19 protein-coding genes are annotated in these 21,590 nt (G+C 63.9%); 7 read left to right on the plus strand and 12 right to left on the minus strand.

Translation table 11 applies throughout. From position 1 onward, the window contains the following. Nucleotides 1-64: 64 nt before the first annotated feature. On the minus strand, nt 65-874 hold the full coding sequence (locus IVA74_RS18825) for a glucose 1-dehydrogenase (protein ID WP_247347069.1): 810 nt from the start codon (nt 872-874) through the stop codon (nt 65-67). A gap of 45 nt (nt 875-919) precedes the next feature. After that, nucleotides 920-2,761 carry a single-stranded-DNA-specific exonuclease RecJ gene (recJ, locus tag IVA74_RS18830; protein WP_247347070.1) on the minus strand — a complete coding sequence of 614 codons (1,842 nt, stop codon included), beginning with the start codon at nt 2,759-2,761 and terminating at the stop codon, nt 920-922. Nucleotides 2,762-3,040: 279 nt separating this feature from the next. Here recJ and IVA74_RS18835 point away from each other — a divergent pair, with 279 nt between their 5' ends. Continuing rightward, nucleotides 3,041-4,117 carry a methyl-accepting chemotaxis protein gene (locus tag IVA74_RS18835; RefSeq protein ID WP_247347071.1) on the plus strand — a complete coding sequence of 359 codons (1,077 nt, stop codon included), beginning with the start codon at nt 3,041-3,043 and terminating at the stop codon, nt 4,115-4,117. A 172-nt stretch (nt 4,118-4,289) separates the two neighbouring features. Here IVA74_RS18835 and IVA74_RS41180 read toward each other — a convergent pair whose 3' ends face one another. Continuing rightward, nucleotides 4,290-4,955 (minus strand): cupin domain-containing protein, encoded by a 666-nt coding sequence (locus tag IVA74_RS41180; RefSeq protein ID WP_247347072.1) that lies wholly within the window; start codon nt 4,953-4,955, stop codon nt 4,290-4,292. 101 nt (nt 4,956-5,056) lie between these two features. On the opposite strand from IVA74_RS41180, the gene IVA74_RS18845 reads away from it, so the two are divergent. From IVA74_RS18845 to IVA74_RS18855, 3 genes are all read left to right on the plus strand, one after another. Further along, complete coding sequence (locus IVA74_RS18845; RefSeq protein ID WP_247347073.1) at nt 5,057-6,346, plus strand: adenylate/guanylate cyclase domain-containing protein; 1,290 nt, start codon at nt 5,057-5,059, stop codon at nt 6,344-6,346. Nucleotides 6,347-6,717: 371 nt separating this feature from the next. Then, the gene (locus IVA74_RS18850; RefSeq protein WP_247347074.1) at nt 6,718-7,461 is read left to right on the plus strand and encodes an SDR family oxidoreductase; all 744 of its coding nucleotides are present in this window, start codon (nt 6,718-6,720) and stop codon (nt 7,459-7,461) included. A gap of 51 nt (nt 7,462-7,512) precedes the next feature. Next, nucleotides 7,513-7,929 carry a cupin domain-containing protein gene (locus IVA74_RS18855; RefSeq protein ID WP_247347075.1) on the plus strand — a complete coding sequence of 139 codons (417 nt, stop codon included), beginning with the start codon at nt 7,513-7,515 and terminating at the stop codon, nt 7,927-7,929. 20 nt (nt 7,930-7,949) lie between these two features. On the opposite strand, the gene IVA74_RS18860 is transcribed toward IVA74_RS18855, so the two are convergent. Genes IVA74_RS18860 through IVA74_RS18885 form a run of 6 tightly spaced genes read right to left on the minus strand, consistent with a single transcriptional unit; the run spans nt 7,950 to nt 14,180 of the window. Next, on the minus strand, nt 7,950-8,954 hold the full coding sequence (locus tag IVA74_RS18860; RefSeq protein ID WP_247347076.1) for a 4-hydroxythreonine-4-phosphate dehydrogenase PdxA: 1,005 nt from the start codon (nt 8,952-8,954) through the stop codon (nt 7,950-7,952). Beyond that, nucleotides 8,951-10,525 carry a tripartite tricarboxylate transporter permease gene (locus IVA74_RS18865; protein ID WP_247347078.1) on the minus strand — a complete coding sequence of 525 codons (1,575 nt, stop codon included), beginning with the start codon at nt 10,523-10,525 and terminating at the stop codon, nt 8,951-8,953. Before IVA74_RS18865 ends, IVA74_RS18860 begins: the two co-directional genes overlap by 4 nt. A gap of 11 nt (nt 10,526-10,536) precedes the next feature. Further along, complete coding sequence (locus IVA74_RS18870) at nt 10,537-11,019, minus strand: tripartite tricarboxylate transporter TctB family protein (RefSeq protein WP_247347080.1); 483 nt, start codon at nt 11,017-11,019, stop codon at nt 10,537-10,539. A 53-nt stretch (nt 11,020-11,072) separates the two neighbouring features. Further along, a complete protein-coding gene (locus tag IVA74_RS18875) occupies nt 11,073-12,065 on the minus strand; it encodes a tripartite tricarboxylate transporter substrate-binding protein (RefSeq protein ID WP_247347083.1) in 993 nt (330 codons plus the stop codon). Nucleotides 12,066-12,116: 51 nt separating this feature from the next. After that, entirely contained in the window at nt 12,117-13,376 is a 1,260-nt protein-coding gene (locus IVA74_RS18880; RefSeq protein WP_247347084.1) for a CoA transferase, read from the minus strand. 9 nt (nt 13,377-13,385) lie between these two features. Beyond that, the gene (locus IVA74_RS18885) at nt 13,386-14,180 is read right to left on the minus strand and encodes an enoyl-CoA hydratase/isomerase family protein (protein WP_247347085.1); all 795 of its coding nucleotides are present in this window, start codon (nt 14,178-14,180) and stop codon (nt 13,386-13,388) included. A 116-nt stretch (nt 14,181-14,296) separates the two neighbouring features. Here IVA74_RS18885 and IVA74_RS18890 point away from each other — a divergent pair, with 116 nt between their 5' ends. The 3 genes from IVA74_RS18890 to IVA74_RS18900 all read left to right on the plus strand — a co-directional run bounded on the left by IVA74_RS18890 (nt 14,297) and on the right by IVA74_RS18900 (nt 18,253). Next, complete coding sequence (locus tag IVA74_RS18890) at nt 14,297-14,962, plus strand: GntR family transcriptional regulator (protein WP_247347086.1); 666 nt, start codon at nt 14,297-14,299, stop codon at nt 14,960-14,962. Between the two features lie 309 nt (nt 14,963-15,271). Then, nucleotides 15,272-16,243 carry an MBL fold metallo-hydrolase gene (locus tag IVA74_RS18895; RefSeq protein ID WP_247347087.1) on the plus strand — a complete coding sequence of 324 codons (972 nt, stop codon included), beginning with the start codon at nt 15,272-15,274 and terminating at the stop codon, nt 16,241-16,243. Nucleotides 16,244-16,333: 90 nt separating this feature from the next. After that, nucleotides 16,334-18,253, plus strand: coding sequence for a peroxidase family protein (locus IVA74_RS18900; protein WP_247347088.1), 1,920 nt, complete (start codon nt 16,334-16,336; stop codon nt 18,251-18,253). A gap of 59 nt (nt 18,254-18,312) precedes the next feature. Here the strand turns inward: IVA74_RS18900 and IVA74_RS18905 are convergent, their stop codons facing one another. From IVA74_RS18905 to IVA74_RS18915, 3 genes are all read right to left on the minus strand, one after another. Further along, complete coding sequence (locus IVA74_RS18905) at nt 18,313-19,032, minus strand: haloacid dehalogenase type II (protein ID WP_247347090.1); 720 nt, start codon at nt 19,030-19,032, stop codon at nt 18,313-18,315. Nucleotides 19,033-19,117: 85 nt separating this feature from the next. Further along, a complete protein-coding gene (gene glpX, locus IVA74_RS18910; RefSeq protein ID WP_247347093.1) occupies nt 19,118-20,119 on the minus strand; it encodes a class II fructose-bisphosphatase in 1,002 nt (333 codons plus the stop codon). Between the two features lie 137 nt (nt 20,120-20,256). Beyond that, entirely contained in the window at nt 20,257-21,573 is a 1,317-nt protein-coding gene (locus tag IVA74_RS18915) for a homoserine dehydrogenase (protein ID WP_247347095.1), read from the minus strand. Nucleotides 21,574-21,590: the final 17 nt, after the last annotated feature.

Genomic DNA, 21,590 nt, shown 5'->3' on the forward strand with positions numbered 1-21,590 from the left:
GCGGCTGCGCCTGCGCGTCAGCCCCTGCGGGCGCCACCCTGCCCTTCGCAGCCCGCGCGGCGGCTTATTGCCGCCGCGGCACGCCGCCGGCGTTCATGCCGCCGTCGATGACGAGCTCGCTGCCGGTGACGTAGCGCGAGGCATCGGAGGCCAGATACAGCACGCCAGAGGCAATCTCGGCGGCCTGGCCGGCGCGGCCGAGCGGCGTGACGACGCGCGCACGCTCGTCCGGATCGATCGGCGCGTTGCCCTGGTTACCGGTCGCGCCGGTCGGGATCTTGCCCCAGATCGGCGTGTCGATGATGCCGGGATGGACGGAGTTGACGCGGATGCCGTCACCGGCGGCCGCACACTCCATCGCGATCGATTTTGCGAACAGCCGCACGCCACCCTTGGTCGCCGAATAGGCCGACAGCCCGGGCGAGCCGCGCAAGCCTGCGAGCGAGGACATCATGACGATCGAGCCGCCGCCGGTTTTGCGCATCAAGGGCAGGCAATGTTTGACGGAGAGAAACACGCCGTCGAGATTAATGGCGTTCTGCTTGCGCCAGTCACCGAGTGTCATGTCGACGATCGAGGGCACGGCAATGCCGATGCCGGCATTGGAGACCATGATGTCGAGCCGGCCATAGCGCTTTGCGATCTCGGCGACGATCTCGATCCAACGCTCTTCGCTGGTGACGTCCTGCTCCAGGAAAATCCCCTTGCCGCCGGCCTTGGTGATGCGACTGGCGAGTTCGGGGCCGCGCAACTCGTCGATGTCGGTGGCAATGACGGTGGCGCCCTCGCGCGCGAACAGCTCGACGATCGCTTCGCCAATTCCGGATGCGCCGCCGGTCACCAGCGCGACCTTGCCCTCAACCTGCCCTGCCATGTTCACTCCCTTTTTCGTTGTTTGCTTTTTGGTTGTTTGCCGGACCTATCTAATCATGGATGGCCCTTGGTCGGGTAGCGCGACGTCGATGACGCGGAATTGCACGCGCTCCGCGCCCTGGTAGCGATCGACCGACAATGATCCCGCGACATGCAATTGCTGGCCGCGATTGGCAACAAGCGCGTTGCCGAGCTTCTGTCCGATCGAACGGAACGCGATGCCGTTGACGATAGCACCGTCGCCCGACTTGAAGCGCAGCCTCAAATGCGCCTGTCCGACCTCGTCGGCATAGACGAGCTGATGCGCCGGCAGCGCCAGCACGGCTTCCGGATTGCCGCTGCCGAAGGGACCTGCACGGTTGAGCGTGGCGGCAAGCTCCGTCGTCACCGCGCGCGCGGAAACCGCGCCGTCGATGTAGAGCTCGTTGACGTGGCGGGCCTCGGCAACATCGCGTGCCAACGCATTCTCGAGGTAGGCACGGAATTCGGCGAGCTTCTCCTTCCGCAGCGTCACGCCCGCAGCCATCGCGTGGCCGCCGCCCTTGAGCAGAATACCATCGGTCACTGCCTGCCGAACCGCCTTGCCGATGTCGACGCCGGCGATCGAGCGACCCGAGCCGGTACCGATGCCGCCGGGCTCCAGCGCGATCGCGAAGGCGGGTCGCGAGAACTTCTCCTTCAACCGGGACGCGACAAGACCGACCACGCCGGGATGCCAGCCTTCGGAGGCCGTGACGATGACGCCGAGTTTGTCCTCGAAGCCGATCGAGGCGAGTGCCTCGGCTTCGGCCTGCGCTTCGGCGCCCTGCTCGATGACGCGGCGCTCGCTGTTGAGGCGGTCAAGCTCGGTGGCGATCCGCGCGGCCTCGACGCTGTCACCTTCGAGCAAGAGCCGCACGCCGAGGTCGGCGCGGCCGATGCGACCGCCAGCATTGATGCGCGGCCCCAGCATGAATCCGAGATGCCAAGCCTCCGGTGGGCCGTTGAGCCGCGACACGTCCATCAGCGCGGTGTGGCCGACATGGTCGCGCCGCCGCATCGCGATCAGGCCCTTGGCGACGAAAGCGCGGTTGAGACCGATCAGCGGCGCGACGTCGGCAACCGTGCCGAGCGCGACGTGATGCAGCATGCCGAGCAGATCAGGCTCAGGCAGCCCCGCACTCCAGAAGCCGCGCCGGCGCAGCTCGCGATTGACCGCGACCAGCGTCACCAGCACGAGGCCAACGGCGGCGAGATGACCGAGGCCGGAGAGATCGTCGAGCCGGTTCGGATTGACCAGCGCATCGACCTCCGGAAGCACGTTGCCGGCCTGGTGGTGGTCGATCACGACAACGGACATGCCGAGACGTTTTGCCTCGGCGAGCGGCTCGATGCTGGTGGTGCCGCAATCGACGGTGACGAGCAGCGTGGCGCCCTTCGCGGCCAGCCCGCGAACCGCTTCGACGTTGGGGCCGTAACCTTCAAAGATGCGGTCGGGAATGTGGATCAGCGGATCGAGACCGCAATGGCGCAGATGCCAGCTCAGCAGCGCCGCCGAGGTCGCACCGTCGACGTCATAGTCGCCGAAGATCGCAATCTTCTCGCCATTCGCGGCGGCATCCGCGATCCGCTTCGCGGCGGCTTCCATCTCGGTCACCGTGAACGGATCCGGCATGAGCTTGCGGATGGTCGGATCGAGGAAATCGGCGACCGCATCGGTGTCGACGCCGCGGCCCGCCAGCACCCGCGCCAGCAGCTCGGGCAATTGGTGCTGCTGCACGATGGCGAGCGCCTTGGCCGCCCCGCGCGCGTCCAGCCGGTCGCGCCAGAGCTTGTCGGTGAGCGAGCGTGCCACTCCCAGGAACGCCTGGGGTGCTTCGACAGGCAAGGCGGTGGCGGGCGGCGTCATGAATAGCTGTCGGTTTGAGGAACCTGGGAGCCGGAGCCATCGCATCGCCCGGCCAGCGGGACGATTGACCCGGAATCGCCCGGGCTTGGCAATGTCTGCGCCGCACAAAGCGGTGGATTGCTGCTTTGCTACGCGGACTGACTATCATTTGAGCATTCCGCAAAACAGCAAATTAAGCAGGCGTTAGGCGGAATCTTCGAAAAAGACTCGTATTCGATCTGTCAGTGATTGTTCCGGGTTCGTTGCAGATCAGACCTCATTGCCAAGGGAAGTCCCCCGATGTCTGCTGCGCTGGGTCTCAAAGCCAAGCCGATCGCGACCGAACCCGCCGACGATGATTCCGACATCTCCGCGCTGATCAACCGCCTCACGGCGGAGGTCAACCAGATCGCGGTCGACAAAACCAAGGCGATCCAGCAGATCACCAACCAGATGAAGATGCTGGCGCTGAACGCGCTGATCGAGAGCTCGCGCGCGGGTGCGCAGGGTGCGGGCTTCGCAGTGGTGGCGCAGGAGGTACGCGGCGTCGGCCAGCAGGTCGAGACCATCGCCCGCGAGCTCGAAAGTCAACTGACGAAACGCACCGGCGATCTCGTCGCCTCGATCGACCGGATGAGCCAGCGCTCGCGTGGCGAGCGCATGGTCGATCTGTCGCTCAACGCCATCGAGCTGATCGACCGCAACCTCTATGAAAGGACCTGCGACGTGCGCTGGTGGGCGACCGATTCCGCCTTGGTCGATTGCGCGGCCTCGCCCGGCGCCGCTGCCGTGTCCCATGCCTCGCAGCGCCTCGGCGTGATCCTCGGTGCCTACACCGTCTATCTCGACCTCTGGCTCTGCGACCTCGACGGCGATGTCATCGCCAATGGCCGCGCCGACCGCTTTCGCGCCGTCGGCCAGAACGTCGCCCACACCAAATGGTTTCGCGAAGCGAAGACCTTGCGCTCCGGCGACGACTATGTCGCCGGCGACGTCGAGAACCAGCCGCTGCTCGGCAATGCGCAGGTCGCGACCTATTGCGCCAGCGTCCGCGCCGGCGGTCAGGCCAACGGCGCGCCGATCGGCGTGCTCGCCATACATTTCGACTGGGAGGCACAGGCCCGCTCCATCGTGCAAGGCGTGCGCGTCGGCGACAGCGACAAGGCGCGCGTGCTGCTGGTCGATTCCAATCTTCGCATTATCGCCGCCTCGGACGGCCAGGGCATTTTGAGCGAACGTATCTCGCTCTCGCTCAACGGACAGCGGTCAGGCTTCTACCAGGATCGCTCCGGCGCGCTGGTCGCCTTCCACGCGACGCCCGGCTACGAGACGTATCGGGGGCTCGGCTGGTACGGCGTGATCGTCTGCGGGGCGTAGTGCCGATCGGTCAAGCCGACGACGGTCCGGCTCGCCTGCCAGACAAAAAACCGGAAAACAACCCCATGCAAAGTAGCGCAGGGTGCAGGCATGATGCATGCTCACGCTGCATAAGCGTTTGACACGTCAGGCAGAACGATGGCAGCTGCGCATCGCCCGCGAGGTGCGGCGATCATATGCCTTCATCAGTTGAAGTGACCGATGCATGGATCACGACACCATGCTGCTCGGCGATCGTCGCGACGGCCTGGACAGGCGGCATGCCTCCGCTGCGTCGTCCAAGCTCGTCGAAGGCGGCAAACATGCGATCGAGACCGGCGCCCGGCATCGCGAACACCAGCAGGCGCGCCGTATCCGTGCCGACATTGCGATAGCCGTGACGCCGATGGCGCGGAGCGAAAAGAAATGCACCGGTGCCAAGACGCAACGGACCGGTCGCACCTTCGATGTCCATAACCACCTCGCCGCTCAGCACATAGAATGCCTCGTCCTCGCGGCTGTGCGTATGCGCTGGCGCCCCGCGACCCGGCGGCACGATCGATTCCCACACGGAGAATTGTTGGCCGGTATCGCTCGCCATCGCCTTGTAGCTATGCGTCACACCGAGCACGTCGAGCGTGGGTCCGCTCCCCGGCGCCCGGAACAACGCGCTCAATGACGGATAATTGCGAGTTGCATCGCTGCTCATGGCAGTTCCCTCCAAGGATCGGGTTGCGATGCGCTGTCTTCCAGCGAAAACGAACCCGCCCGACGCCATAACGTTCCGCACCCGAAGATGGGCTTCGCCCACCGATATCGCGCAGCGGCGGAACCGGCGTATCCCCTGCTGGAACGACACTTGCCGCAACTCCAGCGCTTCCCAAATGAACGGGTGGTCGCACCGCTTGAATTCCGAAAAAGCGGGAGGCCCGTCTCAGGATCTCCTCCGAGGAGACCAACATGCCGTCACCGGCGCCCACAAACGAAACAGAACGGCTCGCCGCCCTGCGCGCACTCGACATCATCGACAGTGCGCCGGAGGCCGCTTACGACGAAATTACCGAGCTTGCGGCGCAACTCTGCGGCTGCCCGATCTCCTATATCAGCTTCATCGATGACGACCGGCGGTGGCTCAAGGCGAGATATGGCCTGCCGGCCGAAGTCACCGACGCACCACGCGAGAGCGCCATCTGCGCAACGACAATTTGCGGCGCCGAACTGCTCGTCATTCCCGACTTGAAACAGGATCCGCGATTTCAGAACAGTCCGATGGTCGCGCTAAGGCCATCCTGCCGGTTCTATTGCGGCATGCCGCTGATTACCGATGAAGGCTATGCGCTCGGAACGCTCTGTGTGATGGACTTCGAGCCGCGGCAGCTGTCCTTCGAGCAGACGGAAGCGCTGCGAATGCTTTCGCATCAGGTGCTGGCGCAACTGGAGCTCCGCCGCAAGCTGCTCGAGTACGGCCAGACCATCAGGGAGCTCGAGCAGGCACGACTGGAGGCCGCTGCTGAGCGCGCGCGTGCTGAAGCCCTGCTGCGCAATGTCCTGCCGACGCCGATCGCCGACGAACTCAAGCGCAGCGGCAGGGTCCAGCCCAGATACACGCGATCGGCGACCATCCTGTTCGCAGATATTCAGGGCTTTACGCTGCTGGCCGAACGGACCGAGCCGGCCCGGCTCATCAATCTCCTCGATGAGTATTTCTCGACCCTGGACGAAATCGGCGCCCGATATGGTCTGGAGAAGGTCAAGACCATAGGCGACGCCTACATGGCGGTGGCCGGCGTGCTATCGCCCGGCCGGCGGCACTCGATTGATGTTTGCCTGGCGGCGCTGCAGATGCGCGCCCGGCTTGATCGCCTGAAGGCGCAATACGAAGCAGTTGGCGAACATGGCCCGCAACTGCGCATTGGTATCCATACCGGGCCCGTCATTTCTGGCGTCGTCGGCCTGCGCAGGATGACCTTCGACATCTGGGGCGATGCGGTCAACACCGCATGGTTCATGGAAGCGTCTGGAGTCGCAGGACGGATCAACGTGTCGGAAACCGTGGCCGGACATGTCCACGGGCTGTTCGCGCTGGAGTCACGCGGCGCTGTCGAAGCCAAGCACGAACGCGCCCATCAGATGTTCTTCCTCAATGGCTTGAAGACGGAGTATTCGCGCGATGGCGACGGCCATTTGCCGAATGACCAGTTTCTTGCCGAGTATCACCGTATCGGCGGTTCCCGGTTGGCGCCGGATTGACGGGAGCGCGCATGGTCCGTCTGACACGTGGGGCAAAACAGCGGCAACCTGAGATTGTCGTGCAGTCCGCAAACGCGGCCGTTCACCTCGTCTAAAGTCAGGCGCCTGCGTGGACACCCCGACGATGCGACGCTTATGTGCGCTTCTCCGCGAGGTGGGCTGACGTCGCCAAAAGGGGAACAATCCCTTACCAATTGTCGTATCGCGACGAAATCTCTGGAGCATTTTCCGGCAAGGCAGGCCCGTTACAGGCAAGAGCTTGCCCCATTGCTCGGGTAAGAGTCGCTTCGCATTGCGTTCATCGACGTGAGAGCGTGAGTACCCGTTGGCTTTGACCATCCCACACTCGCAAAATACCGAGGAGACATGCCATGAAGATCGTCGTGATCGGCGGGACCGGATTGATCGGATCCAAGCTCGTAGCGAAGCTCAAGCAGCAGGGCCACGAGGCCGTGGCAGCTTCGCCGAAATCAGGCGTGAACGCCGTGACCGGGGAAGGCCTCGCAGCAGTGCTGGCGGGCGCGGATGTCGTCGTTGACGTCGCTAACGCGCCGTCGTGGGAGCCTGCCGCCGTGCTGGAATTCTTCGAGCGTTCGAGCAAGAACCTCGCCGCGACCGAGGCGGCCGCCGCCGTGAAGCATCACGTGGCGCTCTCGATCGTGGGAACCGATCGATCGCCCGACATCGCCTATTTTCGTGCAAAACTCGCGCAGGAGACCATCGTCAAGGCATCTCCGGTGCCCTACTCGATCGTCCGCGCCACCCAGTTCTTCGAATTCCTCGGCGCCATCGGCGATATGGGTGCGACCGAGGACCGGATTGTCGTTCCATCGGCGTTGTTTCAGCCGATCGCGGCCGAGGACGTCGCCGATCGCCTCGTGGAGGTCGCGATGGGCGAGCCGCTCAACGGCACGATCGATATCGCAGGGCCCGAGAAGGCTCCTTTCAATGAATTTATCGCACGGCGCCTGAAGGCGTCTGGCGACGCCCGACCTGTGGTGGGAGATCCAAAAGCAACCTATTACGGCGCTCCCATCGACGACAAATCGCTGAACCCGCTCGGCGAGGCGCGGCTCGGAAAAATGCCGCTCGCGAAATGGCTCGAGACGCTCTGAAGACTCGCAAGTCCCACAGATCACGACAGAAACGGCAATAAAGGGAATCCCATGCGCAGATTGCTGATCGCAACCGCGATTTATACCGCATCTCTCCTGACGGCACACGCCGCCGAGACCGCTACGCCATCGGCCAAAGTGACGGTCGTGTTCGATCAGGCGCTGCCGAATGTCCCCGGCAAGAGCATGAAGGGCGTGCTGGTCGAATACGGCCCTGGAGGCTCCTCGCCGGCCCACATGCACCCGCGCTCCGCATTCATCTATGCCACCATCCTGGAAGGAGCGATCCGCAGTCAGGTCAATGACGAGCCTGCCAAGGTTTATCACAAGGGAGAGAACTTTTCCGAAAGGCCCGGCGACCGCCATGCCGTCAGCGCCAACGCCAGCGACACCGAGCCTGCGAAGCTGCTGGCGGTCTTTGTGGTGGATACAGCGGACAAGGAGCTCGTGACGCCTGTCGCGAAGTAACGCCAGGTCAGCGCGTGCAATCAGGCAGCACGCGGCGCGGCCATCTCCGCCGCGAGCAGCACCGCGGCGCGACTGGCGCCGATCGACGCGGTGCCCTGGCCTGCGATGTCGTAGGCAGTGCCATGCGCCGGTGTGCAGATCGGGAACGGAAAGCCGCCGAGCAACGTCACGCCGCGATCGAAACCCATCAGCTTCATCGCGATCTGGCCCTGGTCGTGATACATCGTCAGCACCGCATCGAAGGCGCCGCCCTTGGCGCGCAGGAATACGGTGTCGGCGGGAAACGGTCCCTCCACGGCGATGCCATCCCGCTGCCCGGCTGCGACGACCGGCGCAATAACATCGATCTCCTCACGGCCGAAATTGCCTCCGTCGCCGGCATGCGGATTGAGCCCGGCGACCGCGATGCGCGGCCGCGCGAAGCCCGCATTGCGCATGCAGGAATCGGTCAGCTTGAGCGCGCGATGGATGCGTTCGCTGGACAGTCGCGCGGCGACATCCTTGAGGGGGATGTGGGACGTCACGCGTGCGTTCCAGATCCGGTCCAGCACATTGAATTCGCTTGCAGGGGTTTTGAGTCCGACCACTTCCGCGGAGAACGCGATCTCGTCGTCATACTCGGCGCGGGCGAGCCGCATCGCCTGCTTGTTGAACGGGGTGAAGCAAACGGCATCGACGCGGTTGTCGCGGCCGAGTTCGAGCGCGTGCTTGTAGTTGGCAAGCGCGAACCTGCCGCCGGCAAGGCTGGCAACTCCCCGCTGGACGTCGTTGGGATCGAGGTGGCCGAGATCGACGAACAGCGTCTCGCCCTTCGCTGCGCGGAAGTCGGCTCCCTGCTCCATTGTCTTCAGCTCGGGCTTGACGCCGGCAATGCGCGCGCCCTGGTCGAAGATGCGGCGGTCACCGACCACGACGATCCGGCTGCAGGCGCGGATATCGTCCTGCACCACGAGCCTTGCAGTCAGCTCCGGGCTGATGCCGGCGGGATCTCCCATTGCCAGTGCAATGAGCGGCTTTGCGGTCATATGATCACCTTCTCTCGAGCTGTCTCTTGAGCTGTCTCTTGAGCTTTCTCTTGGGCCGTTGTCCCGGTCGCGGCAGATGCGGGTTTGCGCCAGAGGCGCGGGAGCTGCAGCACGAGCGGAAGCAGCAACAGCGTGATGCCGGCCACGATCAGGCACGTCACCAGCTTGTTGGCAAAGAAGATTCCGAGCGATCCCTTGGACATCAGCATCGACTGCCGAAACGCGTCCTCGGCCTTGTCGCCGATGACGATCGCGAGCACGAGTGGCGCCAGCGGATAGAACAGCTTCTTGAAGAGATAACCGACGATGCCAAAGCCGAGCATCATGACGACGTCGAGATAGGAGTTCGACACCGAATAGGCGCCGACGACGCAGATGATCACGATCAGCGGCGCGATGATCACGAAGGGAATCCGCATCAGGGCGGCGAAGACCGGGACGGTCAGCAGCACCAGCGCGACGGCGACGATGTTGCCGACATACATCGAGGCGATCAGGCCCCAGACAAAGTCCTTCTGGTCGACAAACAGCATCGGCCCGGGATTGAGACCCCAGATCATCAGCCCGCCCATCATGACTGCCGCGGTCGCCGAGCCGGGAATGCCGAGCGAAAGCATCGGCAGCAGCGCGCTGGTGCCGGCGGCGTGATCTGCCGTCTCCGGCGAGATGATACCTTCGACCTCTCCGGCGCCGAAGTATTTACCACGGCGCGAGAAGCGGCGGGCGATGCCGTAGCTCATAAAGGATGCCGCGGTCGGGCCGCCCGGCGTGATCCCCATCCAGCACCCGATCGCCGCGCTGCGCAGCAATGCAACACTATGCCGTGGCAGGCGGCCGATCGCGCGAAACACCTCGCGCCACTCGATCTTCGTGGAGACCGCGCGGGCATGAAATTCTTCCTCGACCGCGACCAGCAGCTCGCCGATGCCGAACAGGCCCATCACGGCGACGACGAAGTTCACGCCCTTGACCAACTCGTCGACGCCCATGGTGAGGCGCACGCTGCCGGAGACGGTGTCGATGCCGATCGCGGCAATGGCAAAACCGATCGCGAGCGCCACGAGGGTCTTGCTCGGCGCCGCGCCGCCCATGCCGACGAAGCTCGCGAAGGCGAGGAAATAGACCGCAAAATATTCCGCCGGCCCGAAGGCAAGCGCGACCTGCGCCACCCATGATGCGAGGAAGGTGATCAGGATGACGCCGACCAGCGCACCGAACGCCGCCGAGCCGAAGGCGGTCGCGAGCGCCGTGGTCGGCCGGCCGTCGCGGGCCATCGGATAGCCGTCGAAGGTGGTCGCGACCGACGACGGCTCGCCCGGAATGTTGAACAGGATCGAGGTGACCGAGCCGCCGAACAGCGCGCCCCAGTACATGCTGGAGAGCAGGATGATCGCCGATACCGGCTGCATGCCGAAGGTCAGCGGCAGCAGCAGCGACACCCCATTCGGCGCACCAAGCCCTGGCAGCACGCCGACGAGAATGCCGAGCAGCACCCCGACCACCATCAGCACCAGATGCGGCACTGTGATCGCGATGCTGAAGCCGTGAAGGAGTTCCCCAAAATTGTCCATCGGCCTCTCCGTCAGAAGCCAAGCGCCGCGGCGAGCGCGCCGTGCGGCAAGCTCACTTGGAACATGCGCTCGAACACGGCATAGAGCGCGAGCGCCGTTGCCGCAGCCATGGCCAGAGCACGCGGCACGGATTGGTACTTGGGGATCGCAAGCACTGCGAAGACATAGAGCGACGAGGCGACATACATCCCGGCCAAGGGGATTGCGGCGACGAAAATCGCGGCCGGCACGAACAGGCCGGCAAGCCGGCGCAGCTCGATCGGCGTGATTGCGATGGGAACATTTGCGAGCGCCGTGGCCGGCAGAACGCCTCGCACCAGATTGTAAAGGCTTCCGAGCACGATGATGATTCCGGTCAGGAACGGGAACGTCCCGGCATCCACGCCCGCGCTGGACCAGCCGATGCCGTTGTCGAGGCTGGAGACAACGACGGCCACACCAAAGCTGCCGGTGAGGATGGCGGTCGCAAGTTCAAGCGCACGGCGTGAGATCATCGAGGGCTCCGGTCCGTCACGAGATGTCAGAACGTCATTGCGGTGTCACCGCCTTACTTGACCAACCAGCCCTGCTCGCCCGCAACCAGCCTGACGCGCTCAAGGTCCTCCTTGATGAAATTGTCGAACTCGGTGCCGGTCAGGAACGTGTCGATCTGGGAGCTCTTCTCAATGTAGTCCTTCCAATCCGGCGTCGCCTGCACCTTCTTCATCAAGTCGATATAGAACGCGGCCTGGTCCGGAGTGACCTTGCCAGGCAACCACACCGTCCGCGGCTGCTCATATTGCTTGATGTCGAGGCCCTGTTCGACACAGGTCGGAACGTCGCCCCAGCCTTCGGTCGCGGTGATCTTGGCGCCCTGCGGCAGTCGCTTCGGACTGAAAACGCAAAGCGGGCGCTGCGTTCCACCGCGCCATTGCCCGAGGCTCTCGCTGGGATTGTTGACGTGGGAGTCGAGGTGTCCGCCGGCGAGCTGCACGGCAGCTTCGGCGCCGCTCTTGAACGGAATGTAGGTCATCTTGACATGACCTGCCTTCTCGATCATGCGGGTCAGCACCTCGTCGGTATCCTTCGACTGAGCGCCGCCCATCTTGAATTCGCCCGATGCGGCCGCCTTCAGATAATCGCCCGCCGTCTTGAAAGGCGAGTCCTGCTTGACCCAGAGCAGGAACTCGTCCTGCGCCATCGCTGCGATCGGGGTGAGATCGGTGTAGTTGAAGGCGACCTTGGAGACGAGCGGCTGCTGCCAGGCATTCGACGTGCCGAAGATCACCTTGTAGGGATCGCCGGCGGACGCCTTGCCGTAGACATAGCCTTCCGCGCCGCTGCCGCCGCCCTTGTTGACGACGACGACCGGCTGCTCCGTCAGCTTGTGCTTGGTGATGATGTTCTGCACGGCGCGCGCGAGGTTGTCGGTGCCGCCGCCGGGCCCGGCGGTCGCCACGAACTCGATCGGTTTTTGCGGCTGCCAGGCCGAGAGCGCCGGCATCGTGCCGGCGAGCAGGATTGCGGCTGCGGAGAGCAGAAATGTTGACGTCCGACCCATGATGTCCTCCAGCTGATTTTTGTCTTTTGTTCTTGTCGTTTTGACGTTCCGTCAGGCGACGCGTTCCTCGCGTCTTCCTGCTGCCAGGACGATTGCGCCTTCTTGTTCGAGCGCTTCGATCTGCTTCTGGTCGAACCCGTGCTCGGCCAGCACCTCGCGCGTATGCTCGCCGTAGACCGGCGCGCCCGTACGCACTTTGCCTGGGGTCTCCGAAAACTTGACCGGAAGACCGATCGTCTTCACCGGACCGAGCGTGGAGTGCTCGACCTCGACGACCATCTCGCGCGCCAGCGTCTGCGGATCGCTGAGCGCCTCCAGCATGTCGTGCACGGGTCCGCACGGAACACCCTTCTCGTCCAGCGCCGCGAGCCAGTGCGCCCGGGTCTGGGTGCGGAAGCGCTCGCTCAGGACGGCTTCGAGCTCCTTCAAATGCGCCATCCGGTCGGCCCCGGTGACGAAGCGCGGATCGGCGGCGAGTTCGCTCGCGCCGAGGGCCTCCAGCATCAACAGCCAGTGCTTCTTGTTGGCGCCGCCGACCACGAGCCAGCCGTCCGAGGCCTCGAACGCCTGATACGGCGCGTTGAGCGGATGAGCAGAGCCCATCGCGCGCGGCGCGGTGCCCGCGGCCAGCGCAATGGTCGATTGCCAATAGGTCTGCACCAGCGCGGCCTCATAGAGCGAGGTCTCGACCCACTGCCCTTCGCCGGTCTTGAGGCGGTGCGTATACGCCGCGAGGATTCCCATGCTCGCGAGCAGTCCGGCGGTGATGTCGGACAGCGGCGGACCGCACTTCACGGGCGGACCGTCGGGACGTTCGCCGGTAAAGCTCATGATGCCACTCATGGCCTGGGCGACCAGATCGAAGCCGCGGCGGTGCTTGTAAGGACCGGTACGGCCGAAGCCCGACAGCGAGCAATAGATCAGCGTCGGGAATTTTTCGTGCAGCGCCTCGTATCCGAAGCCGAGGCGCTCCATCGCGCCGGGCGCAAAGTTCTCGACCAGCACGTCGGCGTCCGCAATCAGCCGTCGCAGCACCGCTTTGCCGCCGTCGGTCTTGAGGTCCAGCACGATGCCGCGCTTGTTGCGGTTCATCATCAGGAAGGAGGCCGCCTCATCGCCGATCTTCGGCGGCACCGAATGGCGGGTGTCGTCGCCATTCGGCGATTTCTCGATCTTGATGACGTCGGCGCCCATGTCGGCCAGCATCAGGGTGCAGGTCGGCCCGGCCATGACATGGGTGAGATCGATGACCTTGAGGCCGGCAAGCGGCCCCGAACGGCGGGAGATTGATTGCGATCGATCGCTTTGCATCGGCCCGTCCTATTGGCCGCGCCATTGCGGCGCGCGCTTGGTGAGGAAAGCATCGAGCCCTTCGCGAAAATCCTGGCTCGTGTAGCACATCAGGATGAGGTCTTCGCCCTCGTCCCGCGTCAGCCGCCTTTGCAGGCGCGCCACGGCCTGCTTGGTCGCATTCAGCGTCAGCGGCGCATGACTGGCGACGAGCCGCGCGACCTCGTCGGCACGCCGGTCGAGCGCGGCAAGATCCTCGACGACCTCGCCGAGCAGCCCGACGCTGGCGGCCTCCGTGGCGTCAACGAGGCGCGCGGTGAAGATCAGGTCCTTGACGCGCGCGGCGCCGATCAGCGACGTGAGACGGCTGACATTGGACATCGACAGGCAATTGCCCAGTGTCCGGGCGATGGGAAAGCCGATTTTCGCGCTTCTGGTGCCGATGCGAAGGTCACAGGCCGCCGCAATGCCCGCACCGCCGCCGGTGCAGAACCCGTTGATCGCCGCGATCGTCGGCACCCGGCACGCCTCGAGCGTGGTCAGCACCCGATCGATACGGTTCTCGTAGTCGATCGCGTCCTGCGACGACTTGAACTCGCGGAACTGATTGATGTCGGTGCCCGAGGCAAACGCCTTGTCGCCGGCCCCGCGCAGCACCAGCACCTTGATCGCATGATCGTCATTGACCTCTTCGCAGATCGCGGCGAGCCGCTCGTACATCGCGAAGGTGAAGGCGTTGCGCGCCTGCGGGCGGTTGAAAGTGATCCGCCCGATGCCGTCCTGGCGCTCGAAAACGAGGTCTTCCGCCTCGACCTGCTGGTCCATTTCCTCATGTCCTTCTGTTTTTTACATTTTTGAATGCAAAATTATCGCTTTTCAAGCTAAAACTTGCAATACTGCGCATGTATCTTCGATTTTGCATTCAAATGGACCTGAGACCCATGCTTCATGAGGACGTCGTCGGCCGTATCCGCGCCATCCTGCTCGACGGCGAAATCCCGCCGGGTGCGCGGATTCCCGAGCGCGAGCTGTGCGAGCGGCTCGAGATTTCGCGCACACCGCTGCGCGAGGCGCTCAAGGTGCTCGCAGCCGAAGGGCTCGTGCAGCTCCTGCCCCATCGCGGCTCGCGCGCCGCGAAACTGACCGACAAGGACATGCGCGACCTGTTCGAGGTCTGCCAGGGTCTCGAGGCGCTCGCCGGCGAGCTCGCCTGCGAACGCATCACCGATGCCGAAATCGACGCGATCGCCGCCGCGCACGCGGACATGGTGCGGCATTATCGCGAGGGCGATTTGATCCAGTACTATCGCGGCAACCGCGCCATTCACGAAGGCATCGTCGCAGCGGCCGGAAACCCAGTGCTTGCGGGGCTGTATACGTCCGTGACCGCGCGCATCCGCCGCGCGCGCTATGTCACGCCGATGACGCCGCAGCGCTGGGCATTTGCCGTCAGCGAGCACGAGGCGATCCTGAACGCGCTGCAGCGGCGCGATGGCGCCGGCCTCTCGCACATCCTGCGTGCGCATCTGCGCCACAAGCGCGAAGAGGTCTTGCAGGCGGGCTTTGCAGAGACGGAAGGCAATGACCTCACGCTGAGAATTGCGTAAGACAGCGTTCGCGACCTAAAAAAATCTTACCGTCCCATCGCATCGCGTGGTTAGACGACATAATCGCGACACAATCATTGATTGCATTGCGGCAGGCTTGACCGGATCGTGCTGACGACAAAAGTCAGCAACGAACGTCTTTTGTCGCGCGCCGGAATTGCACCGCCAACTGCGACAAGCCGCGATCATCCGCAGACCAATTCCACTTGCTAGCGTGTCTGAACCGGCGCAGCATCTCACCGCTGGCTTCAGGCCGACTTAACGCGCGACAAATTCGCGCAGCTCAAAAGAATAAAGTGGAGGAAACGAATGACACTCAATGTCTCACGTCGATCCCTGCTGTCGCTTGGCGCCGGACTTGGTGCCAGCGCCATGTTCGGCAGCAGCGCGATGGCGCGCGCTCCCAAGCTCGGCACGCAAACGCCCTACTGGCACCGCTTCGTGCTCGGCGACGCAGAAGTCACCGTCGTCTCCGACGGACCGCTGCCGCTCGGCGATCCCTCCGGCACCTTCACCGGCGTTTCCAAGGAAGAGGTGAAGAAGATGCTGTCCGACAATTTCCTGTCGCCGGACAATGTCGTGCTGGAGCAGAACTCGCCGATCGTGAACACGGGCGACAAGCTCATCCTGTTCGATACCGGCATGGGCTCATCCAAGATGTTCGGCGCCACCACCGGCCGGCAGCAGAAGAGCATGACCGAGGCCGGTATCAAGCCTGGTGACATCGATGCGGTGGTCTGCTCGCATGCCCATATCGACCACATCGGCGGCATCGTGGACGACGGCGGCAAGCCGCTGTTTCCGAACGCGCAGATCTACATTTCGCAGACCGATTTCGACTTCTGGACCGACGAAAGCAAGCTGGGGAGTCCGGTCAAGGACTTCGTCGTTCACGCCCGCAAGAACCTGCTGCCGGTCCGTGACCGCATCGTCTTCTTCAAGGACGGCCAGGAATTCCTGCCCGGCATACAGGCGATCGCAGCGCCCGGTCACACCGTCGGCCACACCATCTTCATGGTCTCGTCGGCCGGCAAGTCCTTCGCCTTCCTCGGCGATCTCTCACATCATCCCGTGCTGCTGCTCGAGCGTCCCCGGATGGAATTCTCCTACGACACCGACCCGAAGCAGGCGGCCGAGTCGCGCGTGAAACTGCTGACCATGCTTGCGGCGAACAAGACGCCTGTGATGTCCTATCACTTCGCCTGGCCCGGCTACGGCCATGTCGGCAAGGTCGGTGAAGGCTTCCACTATTATCCCGAACCGATGCAGATGACGTTGTAGATCGTCGGATCAGGTCCGGGTGGCGCACGCGCCGCCCGGACCATCCGAACGATCACTGCCGTCCGGCCGACCGGCAAAGAACTGCAATTCGTGAGGCCTCCGGCGGCGTTGGCAAACGGGCATTTTGGGGCTGTTGAACTACACTTACTAGATGCAAGTGAAACTAATTTCACGCGGTTGTGTTTGGGAGCGTCAATGTCCCGCGAGAACGATTGTTTTATCTTCCATCGTGACCTGCTCCAAGGGGTCCAGGACGTTGTCTATCGGGCCATCAACTTCTTTGTCACATGGGACAAACTGCCGACCCTGCTCGGAGCTGCCAATCTTTCGGCGTTCCGCGACCGGCTGCGGAAGCACAATCTGCACCATACCGGCTACGGCACGACATTGCCTGGCTGGAGCACGGGCAATGACCGGTGGCGTTCCGCCGACGGCTCCTTCAACAGCCTCGACCATCCGCGCATGGGGATGGCTGGTGCCCGGTTCGGACGCAATTTCGCGCTGCCGGAATGCGTGCCGGACAGCGTAGACGATCTGCTCGAACCCAATCCGCGCGTGATTTCGGAGGAGTTGCTGGCGCGCGACGAATTTATTCCCGCGACCAGCCTCAATCTGCTGGCTGCGGCCTGGATCCAGTTCGAAACCCATAACTGGTTCAGCCATGGGGTACCCAAGCGGGGAAACGAGTTCAAAATCCCGCTCAGGCCGGGCGACACTTGGCCCGAGCGGATCGACGGCTGCATGAAGATCCGTCGCACTGTTTGCGACGAGACATCACGCGAACCATGGCTCGGCGCGACCCCCACATTCCGCAACCTCAACTCGCACTGGTGGGACGCCGGACAGATCTACGGCAGCGACCGCGCGAGGCAGATGCAGATCCGTTTCGGGGCAGATGGAAAGATCACGGTCGGCGATGATGGGATGCTTCCAGCCGATCCAGTCCATCCGGGCGCCGATCTCACCGGCTTCAATGACAATTGGTGGGTCGGGCTCAGCCTGCTGCACAACCTCTTCGCACGCGAGCACAATATCATCTGCGACGGCTTGAAGACGCGGTATCCGACCTGGGATGACGAGGAGCTATTCCAGCGTGCGCGCCTGATCAACGCGGCCCTGATCGCCAAGATCCACACCGTCGAATGGACGCCAGGCATCCTCGGCCATCCTGCGCTGGACTTCAGCATGCACGCCAATTGGTCGGGGATACCGTATCGGGTGCTGCGCGCGGTGCTCGGCAAGAACAGCGAAGCCGCCTTTGGTATCGTCGGTTCTCCGACGGAGCAGCACAGCGCGCCCTACGCCATGACTGAGGAATTCACCGCCGTCTACCGCCTGCACCCGCTGATCCCGGACGACATGGATGTGCGGCGGCTCGAAGCCGCAGAGGTCGAACACTGCAAGCTGGTCGATATGCAGGGAGGCGTCTCCCGCAAGTTCATGGAGACGCACGGCTTCGCCAACCTGATGTACTCCTTCGGCACCGCTCATCCCGGCGCTATTCGCCTCCATAATTATCCCAACTTCCTGCGCCAGTTCACGAAAGACGGCCAGCCGTTGCTCGATGTGGCCGCGATCGATATCATGCGCGACCGCGAGCGCGGCGTGCCGCGCTACAACCGTTTCCGCGAGCTGGTCGGAAAGAAGCGGGTCAAGACATTCGAGGAAATCACCAGCATCCCCGGCGCGGCCAGGAAGATGCGCGCGATCTACAAGGGCGACGTCGATCGCGTTGATCTGATGGTCGGACTATTGGCCGAGGACCTGCCGGACGGTTTTGGCTTCAGCGATACCGCCTTCCGCATCTTCATACTGATGGCATCGCGGCGTCTCAAGAGCGACCGGTTTTTCACCGACGACTACCGGGCGGAAGTCTACACCAACTTCGGTCTGGACTGGATCCACAACAACGGAATGAAATCGGTCCTGCTGCGGCATGTGCCGCAACTCGGACCGGCGCTCGAGGGCGTAAACAACGCCTTTGCTCCCTGGCACGTGCTGCAAGGCTGAGCCATGGCCTTCATATTCAGCATCCGGGCCTCGTCCGCCTCGCATGGGTGTCAGCCGCCCTAGCACCCGAGCTTGTCGGCGATGCCGCCAAAATCCTTCGCGACGATGTCCCAATTGCCAGTCGCCTCGAAGTCGACTTTCTGGAGCGGACCGTATTCGGTCGGCCGCGCCACGAAGGCGGTCTTCAGACCATTCTTCTGCGCGGCGGCGAGATCGCCGTTGTGGGCGGCGACCATCATCACCTGCTCCGGCTTGAGGCACAGCAGGCACGCGGCGCCGAGATAGGTCTCAGAGTCGGGCTTGTAGTGCTCGAACAGTTCGGCCGACATGATGAGGTCCCAGGGAAGCCCTGCGAATTTCGCCATGTTGGTCAGCAGCGCGACATTGCCGTTCGACAGCGGCGAGATCACGAATTTCGACTTCAGCCGCGTCAGACCGGCGACGCTGTCGGGCCACGGGTGCAGGCGGTGCCAACCCTTGGTGAGGTGATCGAGATCGGCTTCGGTCAGGTCTTTGATCGAAAATTGCGCGACCAGCTTTTCGAGCGAGCGGCGATGCAGATCATCTAACATGACATAGCCGCGCTCGGGATGTTTGCGCACGTCATCCATCGAGGCCATGTACATGCCGCGCCAGCCGTCGACCAAGGCGGTCCAGTCGGCGGAAATGCCGCGCCCCTTCGCCCACCACATGAAATCGGTGATCAAGCTCGTGCGCCAGTCCACGACGGTGCCGAACACGTCGAACACCAGGGCTTTGACGGCGGTGAGGTCAGACATCGACGCTTCCCTGTGTATTGCTTGTTCTTGGTCATGCCGGGGCGCCGCGAGGCGCAGGCCCGGAATGACGGCCGCACGTTGTGACTTAGTCCAGGTGGAACTTCGCCAGCTCGCGGTGCTCGGCCTTGATGTAGCGCACGGTGCCGGTGACGGAGCGCATCACGACCGTCTCGGTCTCGATCACGCCATCCTTGCGGAATTTGACGCCCGAGAGCAGCGAGCCCGTGGTGACGCCGGTGGCGGCGAACAGGCAGTCGCCGCGGGCCATGTCCTCAATGCCGTAGATCATCTTGGGATCGTTGACGCCCATCTTGGCCGCACGCTCGCGCTTCTCGTCGGAGTCGAGGATGAGGCGGCACTGCATCTGGCCGCCGATGCAGCGCAGCGCCACGGCCGCGAGCACGCCTTCCGGCGCACCGCCGGTGCCGAGATACATATCGACGCCGGTATTGTCGGGGTCGGCGCAATGGATCACGCCGGCGACATCGCCGTCCGTGATCAGACGCACGGCGGCACCCGTCGAGCGCACGCTCTCGATGATGCTGGCATGGCGCGGACGGTCGAGCACGAGAACGGTGATGCCGTCCGGTTGGACACCCTTGGCCTTGGCGAGGCGGCGGACGTTGTCAGCCGGCGTGGCATCGAGATCGACGACGCCCTTGGCGTAACCGGGGCCGATCGCGAGCTTCTGCATGTAGACGTCGGGCGCGTGCAGCAGCGTGCCGCCGTCGGCCATTGCCATGGTGGCAATCGAGCCCGGCATGGCCTTGGCGCACAGCGTGGTGCCTTCGAGTGGGTCGACCGCGATGTCGACTTTCGGGCCGGCGTTCATGCCGACCTTCTCGCCGATGAAGAGCATCGGCGCCTCGTCGCGCTCACCCTCGCCGATCACGATGGTGCCTTCGATCGGCAGCTTGTTGAGCTCGCGCCGCATCGCGTCCACCGCGGCCTGGTCGGCAGCCTTCTCATTGCCGTGCCCGCGCAGACGCGCCGAAGACACCGCCGCCCGCTCCGTCACGCGCACGATCTCCAGCGTGAGAATCCGCTCGAGCAACGCTTGCGGCGGGACTGAAATATGGGTCGACATCGGCTAACTCCTTCGCAACAGTTTGGACGGAAATCTCCACCCGCATCAACTCGTAACACCCACAGTTCGTTCGAACCGTGTCATTGTTTAAGCATGCTCTTTCCGGAAAACCGCTTCACACTTTTCCGGAGCATGCCTTAGTTCTTCTCGATCCGGATCACCTGCGGCCGTCCGCTGATCACCTTGTCGCGCTGCACGGCCGCGAGCGCGCGGCGCACGGCGTCCTCGTGCGTGGCATAGGTGATCAGGATAACGGGCACCGGGACCGCCTTGCCGTTTGCCGGCGCAGCGCCGCCATTGGGGTGGCGCTGCACGATCGACTCGATCGAAATCTTCTGCTCCGCGAGCCGGGTCGCGATCGCAGCCGCGGTGCCCGGGAAATCGCGTGCCAGAAGACGGATGTAGTAGCCGCCCTCGTGGCGCTCCATCGGCGCCTTCTTGGTGACGCGCAGCTGCGAAATCGGCCGGCCGAACGGATTGGCGCGAATGCCGCGCGCGACATCGGCGATGTCGGCAACGACGGCGGATGCGGTCGCCGCGCCGCCGGCACCGGGGCCGACCAGCGTGATCGGCGGGATGCCCTCGCCGTCGATCGTGACCGCATTGGTGACACCCATCACCTGTGCGATCGAGGAGGATTTTGGAACCATGGTCGGATGCACGCGCTGCTCGATGCCCTTGGCGGTGCGAACCGCGACGCCGAGCAGCTTGAGCCGGTAACCGAGATCGTCAGCGGCACGGAGATCTTCCGGCGCGATGGAGGAGATGCCTTCGACATACACCGCGCTTTGAGCAACTTTCGTGCCGAAAGCGAGGCTGGCAAGAATAGCGAGTTTTTGCGCGGTGTCGTGGCCGTCGACATCGAAGGACGGATTGGCCTCGGCATAGCCGAGCCGCTGCGCATCCTTCAGGCATTCGGCGAACGACAGGCCCTCCTGCTCCATCCGGGTCAGGATGTAATTGCAGGTGCCGTTGAGGATGCCGTAGACGCGGTTGATGCCGGTTCCGGCAAGACCCTCGCGTAACGTTTTGATGACGGGGATCGCGGCGCCGACCGCTGCCTCGAAATTCAGCGCGCCGCCGTGCTTTTCAGCGGCTTTTGCCAGCTTGAGGCCGTGCTTGGCGAGCAGCGCCTTGTTGGCGGTGACGACGGACTTGCCGGCGCTGAGCGCGGCTTCGACCGCCGCCAGCGCGGGATCGCCCGAGCCGCCCATCAGCTCGACGAAGCAGTCGATGCCGGGATGCATGGCGAGGGCAAGCGGATCCTTGACCCATTCGACACCGCGCAGATCGACGGCGCGCTTCTTGGCCTTCGAGCGCGCGGTGACGGCGACGACGCGGATGCCGCGTCCGCTGCGGCCCGCGAGCACGCGGGCCTGTGTTTCAATCAAACGGACAACTTCGGCGCCCACGGTGCCGAGCCCCGCTATGCCCACTTTCAGGGGTGCAACCATGATGCTTCAGAAAACCT

Origin of the sequence: Bradyrhizobium sp. 132 (assembly GCF_023074185.1) — a bacterium.
Lineage (GTDB): Bacteria > Pseudomonadota > Alphaproteobacteria > Rhizobiales > Xanthobacteraceae > Bradyrhizobium.

Coding starts and splice junctions, on each gene's coding strand:
- IVA74_RS18855 (WP_247347075.1), top strand. CDS start 7,513: ATGCGCAGATTGCTGATCGCAACCGCGATTTATACCGCATCTCTCCTG.
- glpX (WP_247347093.1), bottom strand. CDS start 20,119: ATGTCGACCCATATTTCAGTCCCGCCGCAAGCGTTGCTCGAGCGGATT.
- IVA74_RS18835 (WP_247347071.1), top strand. CDS start 3,041: ATGTCTGCTGCGCTGGGTCTCAAAGCCAAGCCGATCGCGACCGAACCC.
- recJ (WP_247347070.1), bottom strand. CDS start 2,761: ATGACGCCGCCCGCCACCGCCTTGCCTGTCGAAGCACCCCAGGCGTTC.
- IVA74_RS18845 (WP_247347073.1), top strand. CDS start 5,057: ATGCCGTCACCGGCGCCCACAAACGAAACAGAACGGCTCGCCGCCCTG.
- IVA74_RS18915 (WP_247347095.1), bottom strand. CDS start 21,573: ATGGTTGCACCCCTGAAAGTGGGCATAGCGGGGCTCGGCACCGTGGGC.
- IVA74_RS18880 (WP_247347084.1), bottom strand. CDS start 13,376: ATGCAAAGCGATCGATCGCAATCAATCTCCCGCCGTTCGGGGCCGCTT.
- IVA74_RS18875 (WP_247347083.1), bottom strand. CDS start 12,065: ATGGGTCGGACGTCAACATTTCTGCTCTCCGCAGCCGCAATCCTGCTC.
- IVA74_RS18865 (WP_247347078.1), bottom strand. CDS start 10,525: ATGGACAATTTTGGGGAACTCCTTCACGGCTTCAGCATCGCGATCACA.
- IVA74_RS18870 (WP_247347080.1), bottom strand. CDS start 11,019: ATGATCTCACGCCGTGCGCTTGAACTTGCGACCGCCATCCTCACCGGC.
- IVA74_RS18890 (WP_247347086.1), top strand. CDS start 14,297: ATGCTTCATGAGGACGTCGTCGGCCGTATCCGCGCCATCCTGCTCGAC.
- IVA74_RS18860 (WP_247347076.1), bottom strand. CDS start 8,954: ATGACCGCAAAGCCGCTCATTGCACTGGCAATGGGAGATCCCGCCGGC.
- IVA74_RS18825 (WP_247347069.1), bottom strand. CDS start 874: ATGGCAGGGCAGGTTGAGGGCAAGGTCGCGCTGGTGACCGGCGGCGCA.
- IVA74_RS18850 (WP_247347074.1), top strand. CDS start 6,718: ATGAAGATCGTCGTGATCGGCGGGACCGGATTGATCGGATCCAAGCTC.
- IVA74_RS18895 (WP_247347087.1), top strand. CDS start 15,272: ATGACACTCAATGTCTCACGTCGATCCCTGCTGTCGCTTGGCGCCGGA.
- IVA74_RS18885 (WP_247347085.1), bottom strand. CDS start 14,180: ATGGACCAGCAGGTCGAGGCGGAAGACCTCGTTTTCGAGCGCCAGGAC.
- IVA74_RS18905 (WP_247347090.1), bottom strand. CDS start 19,032: ATGTCTGACCTCACCGCCGTCAAAGCCCTGGTGTTCGACGTGTTCGGC.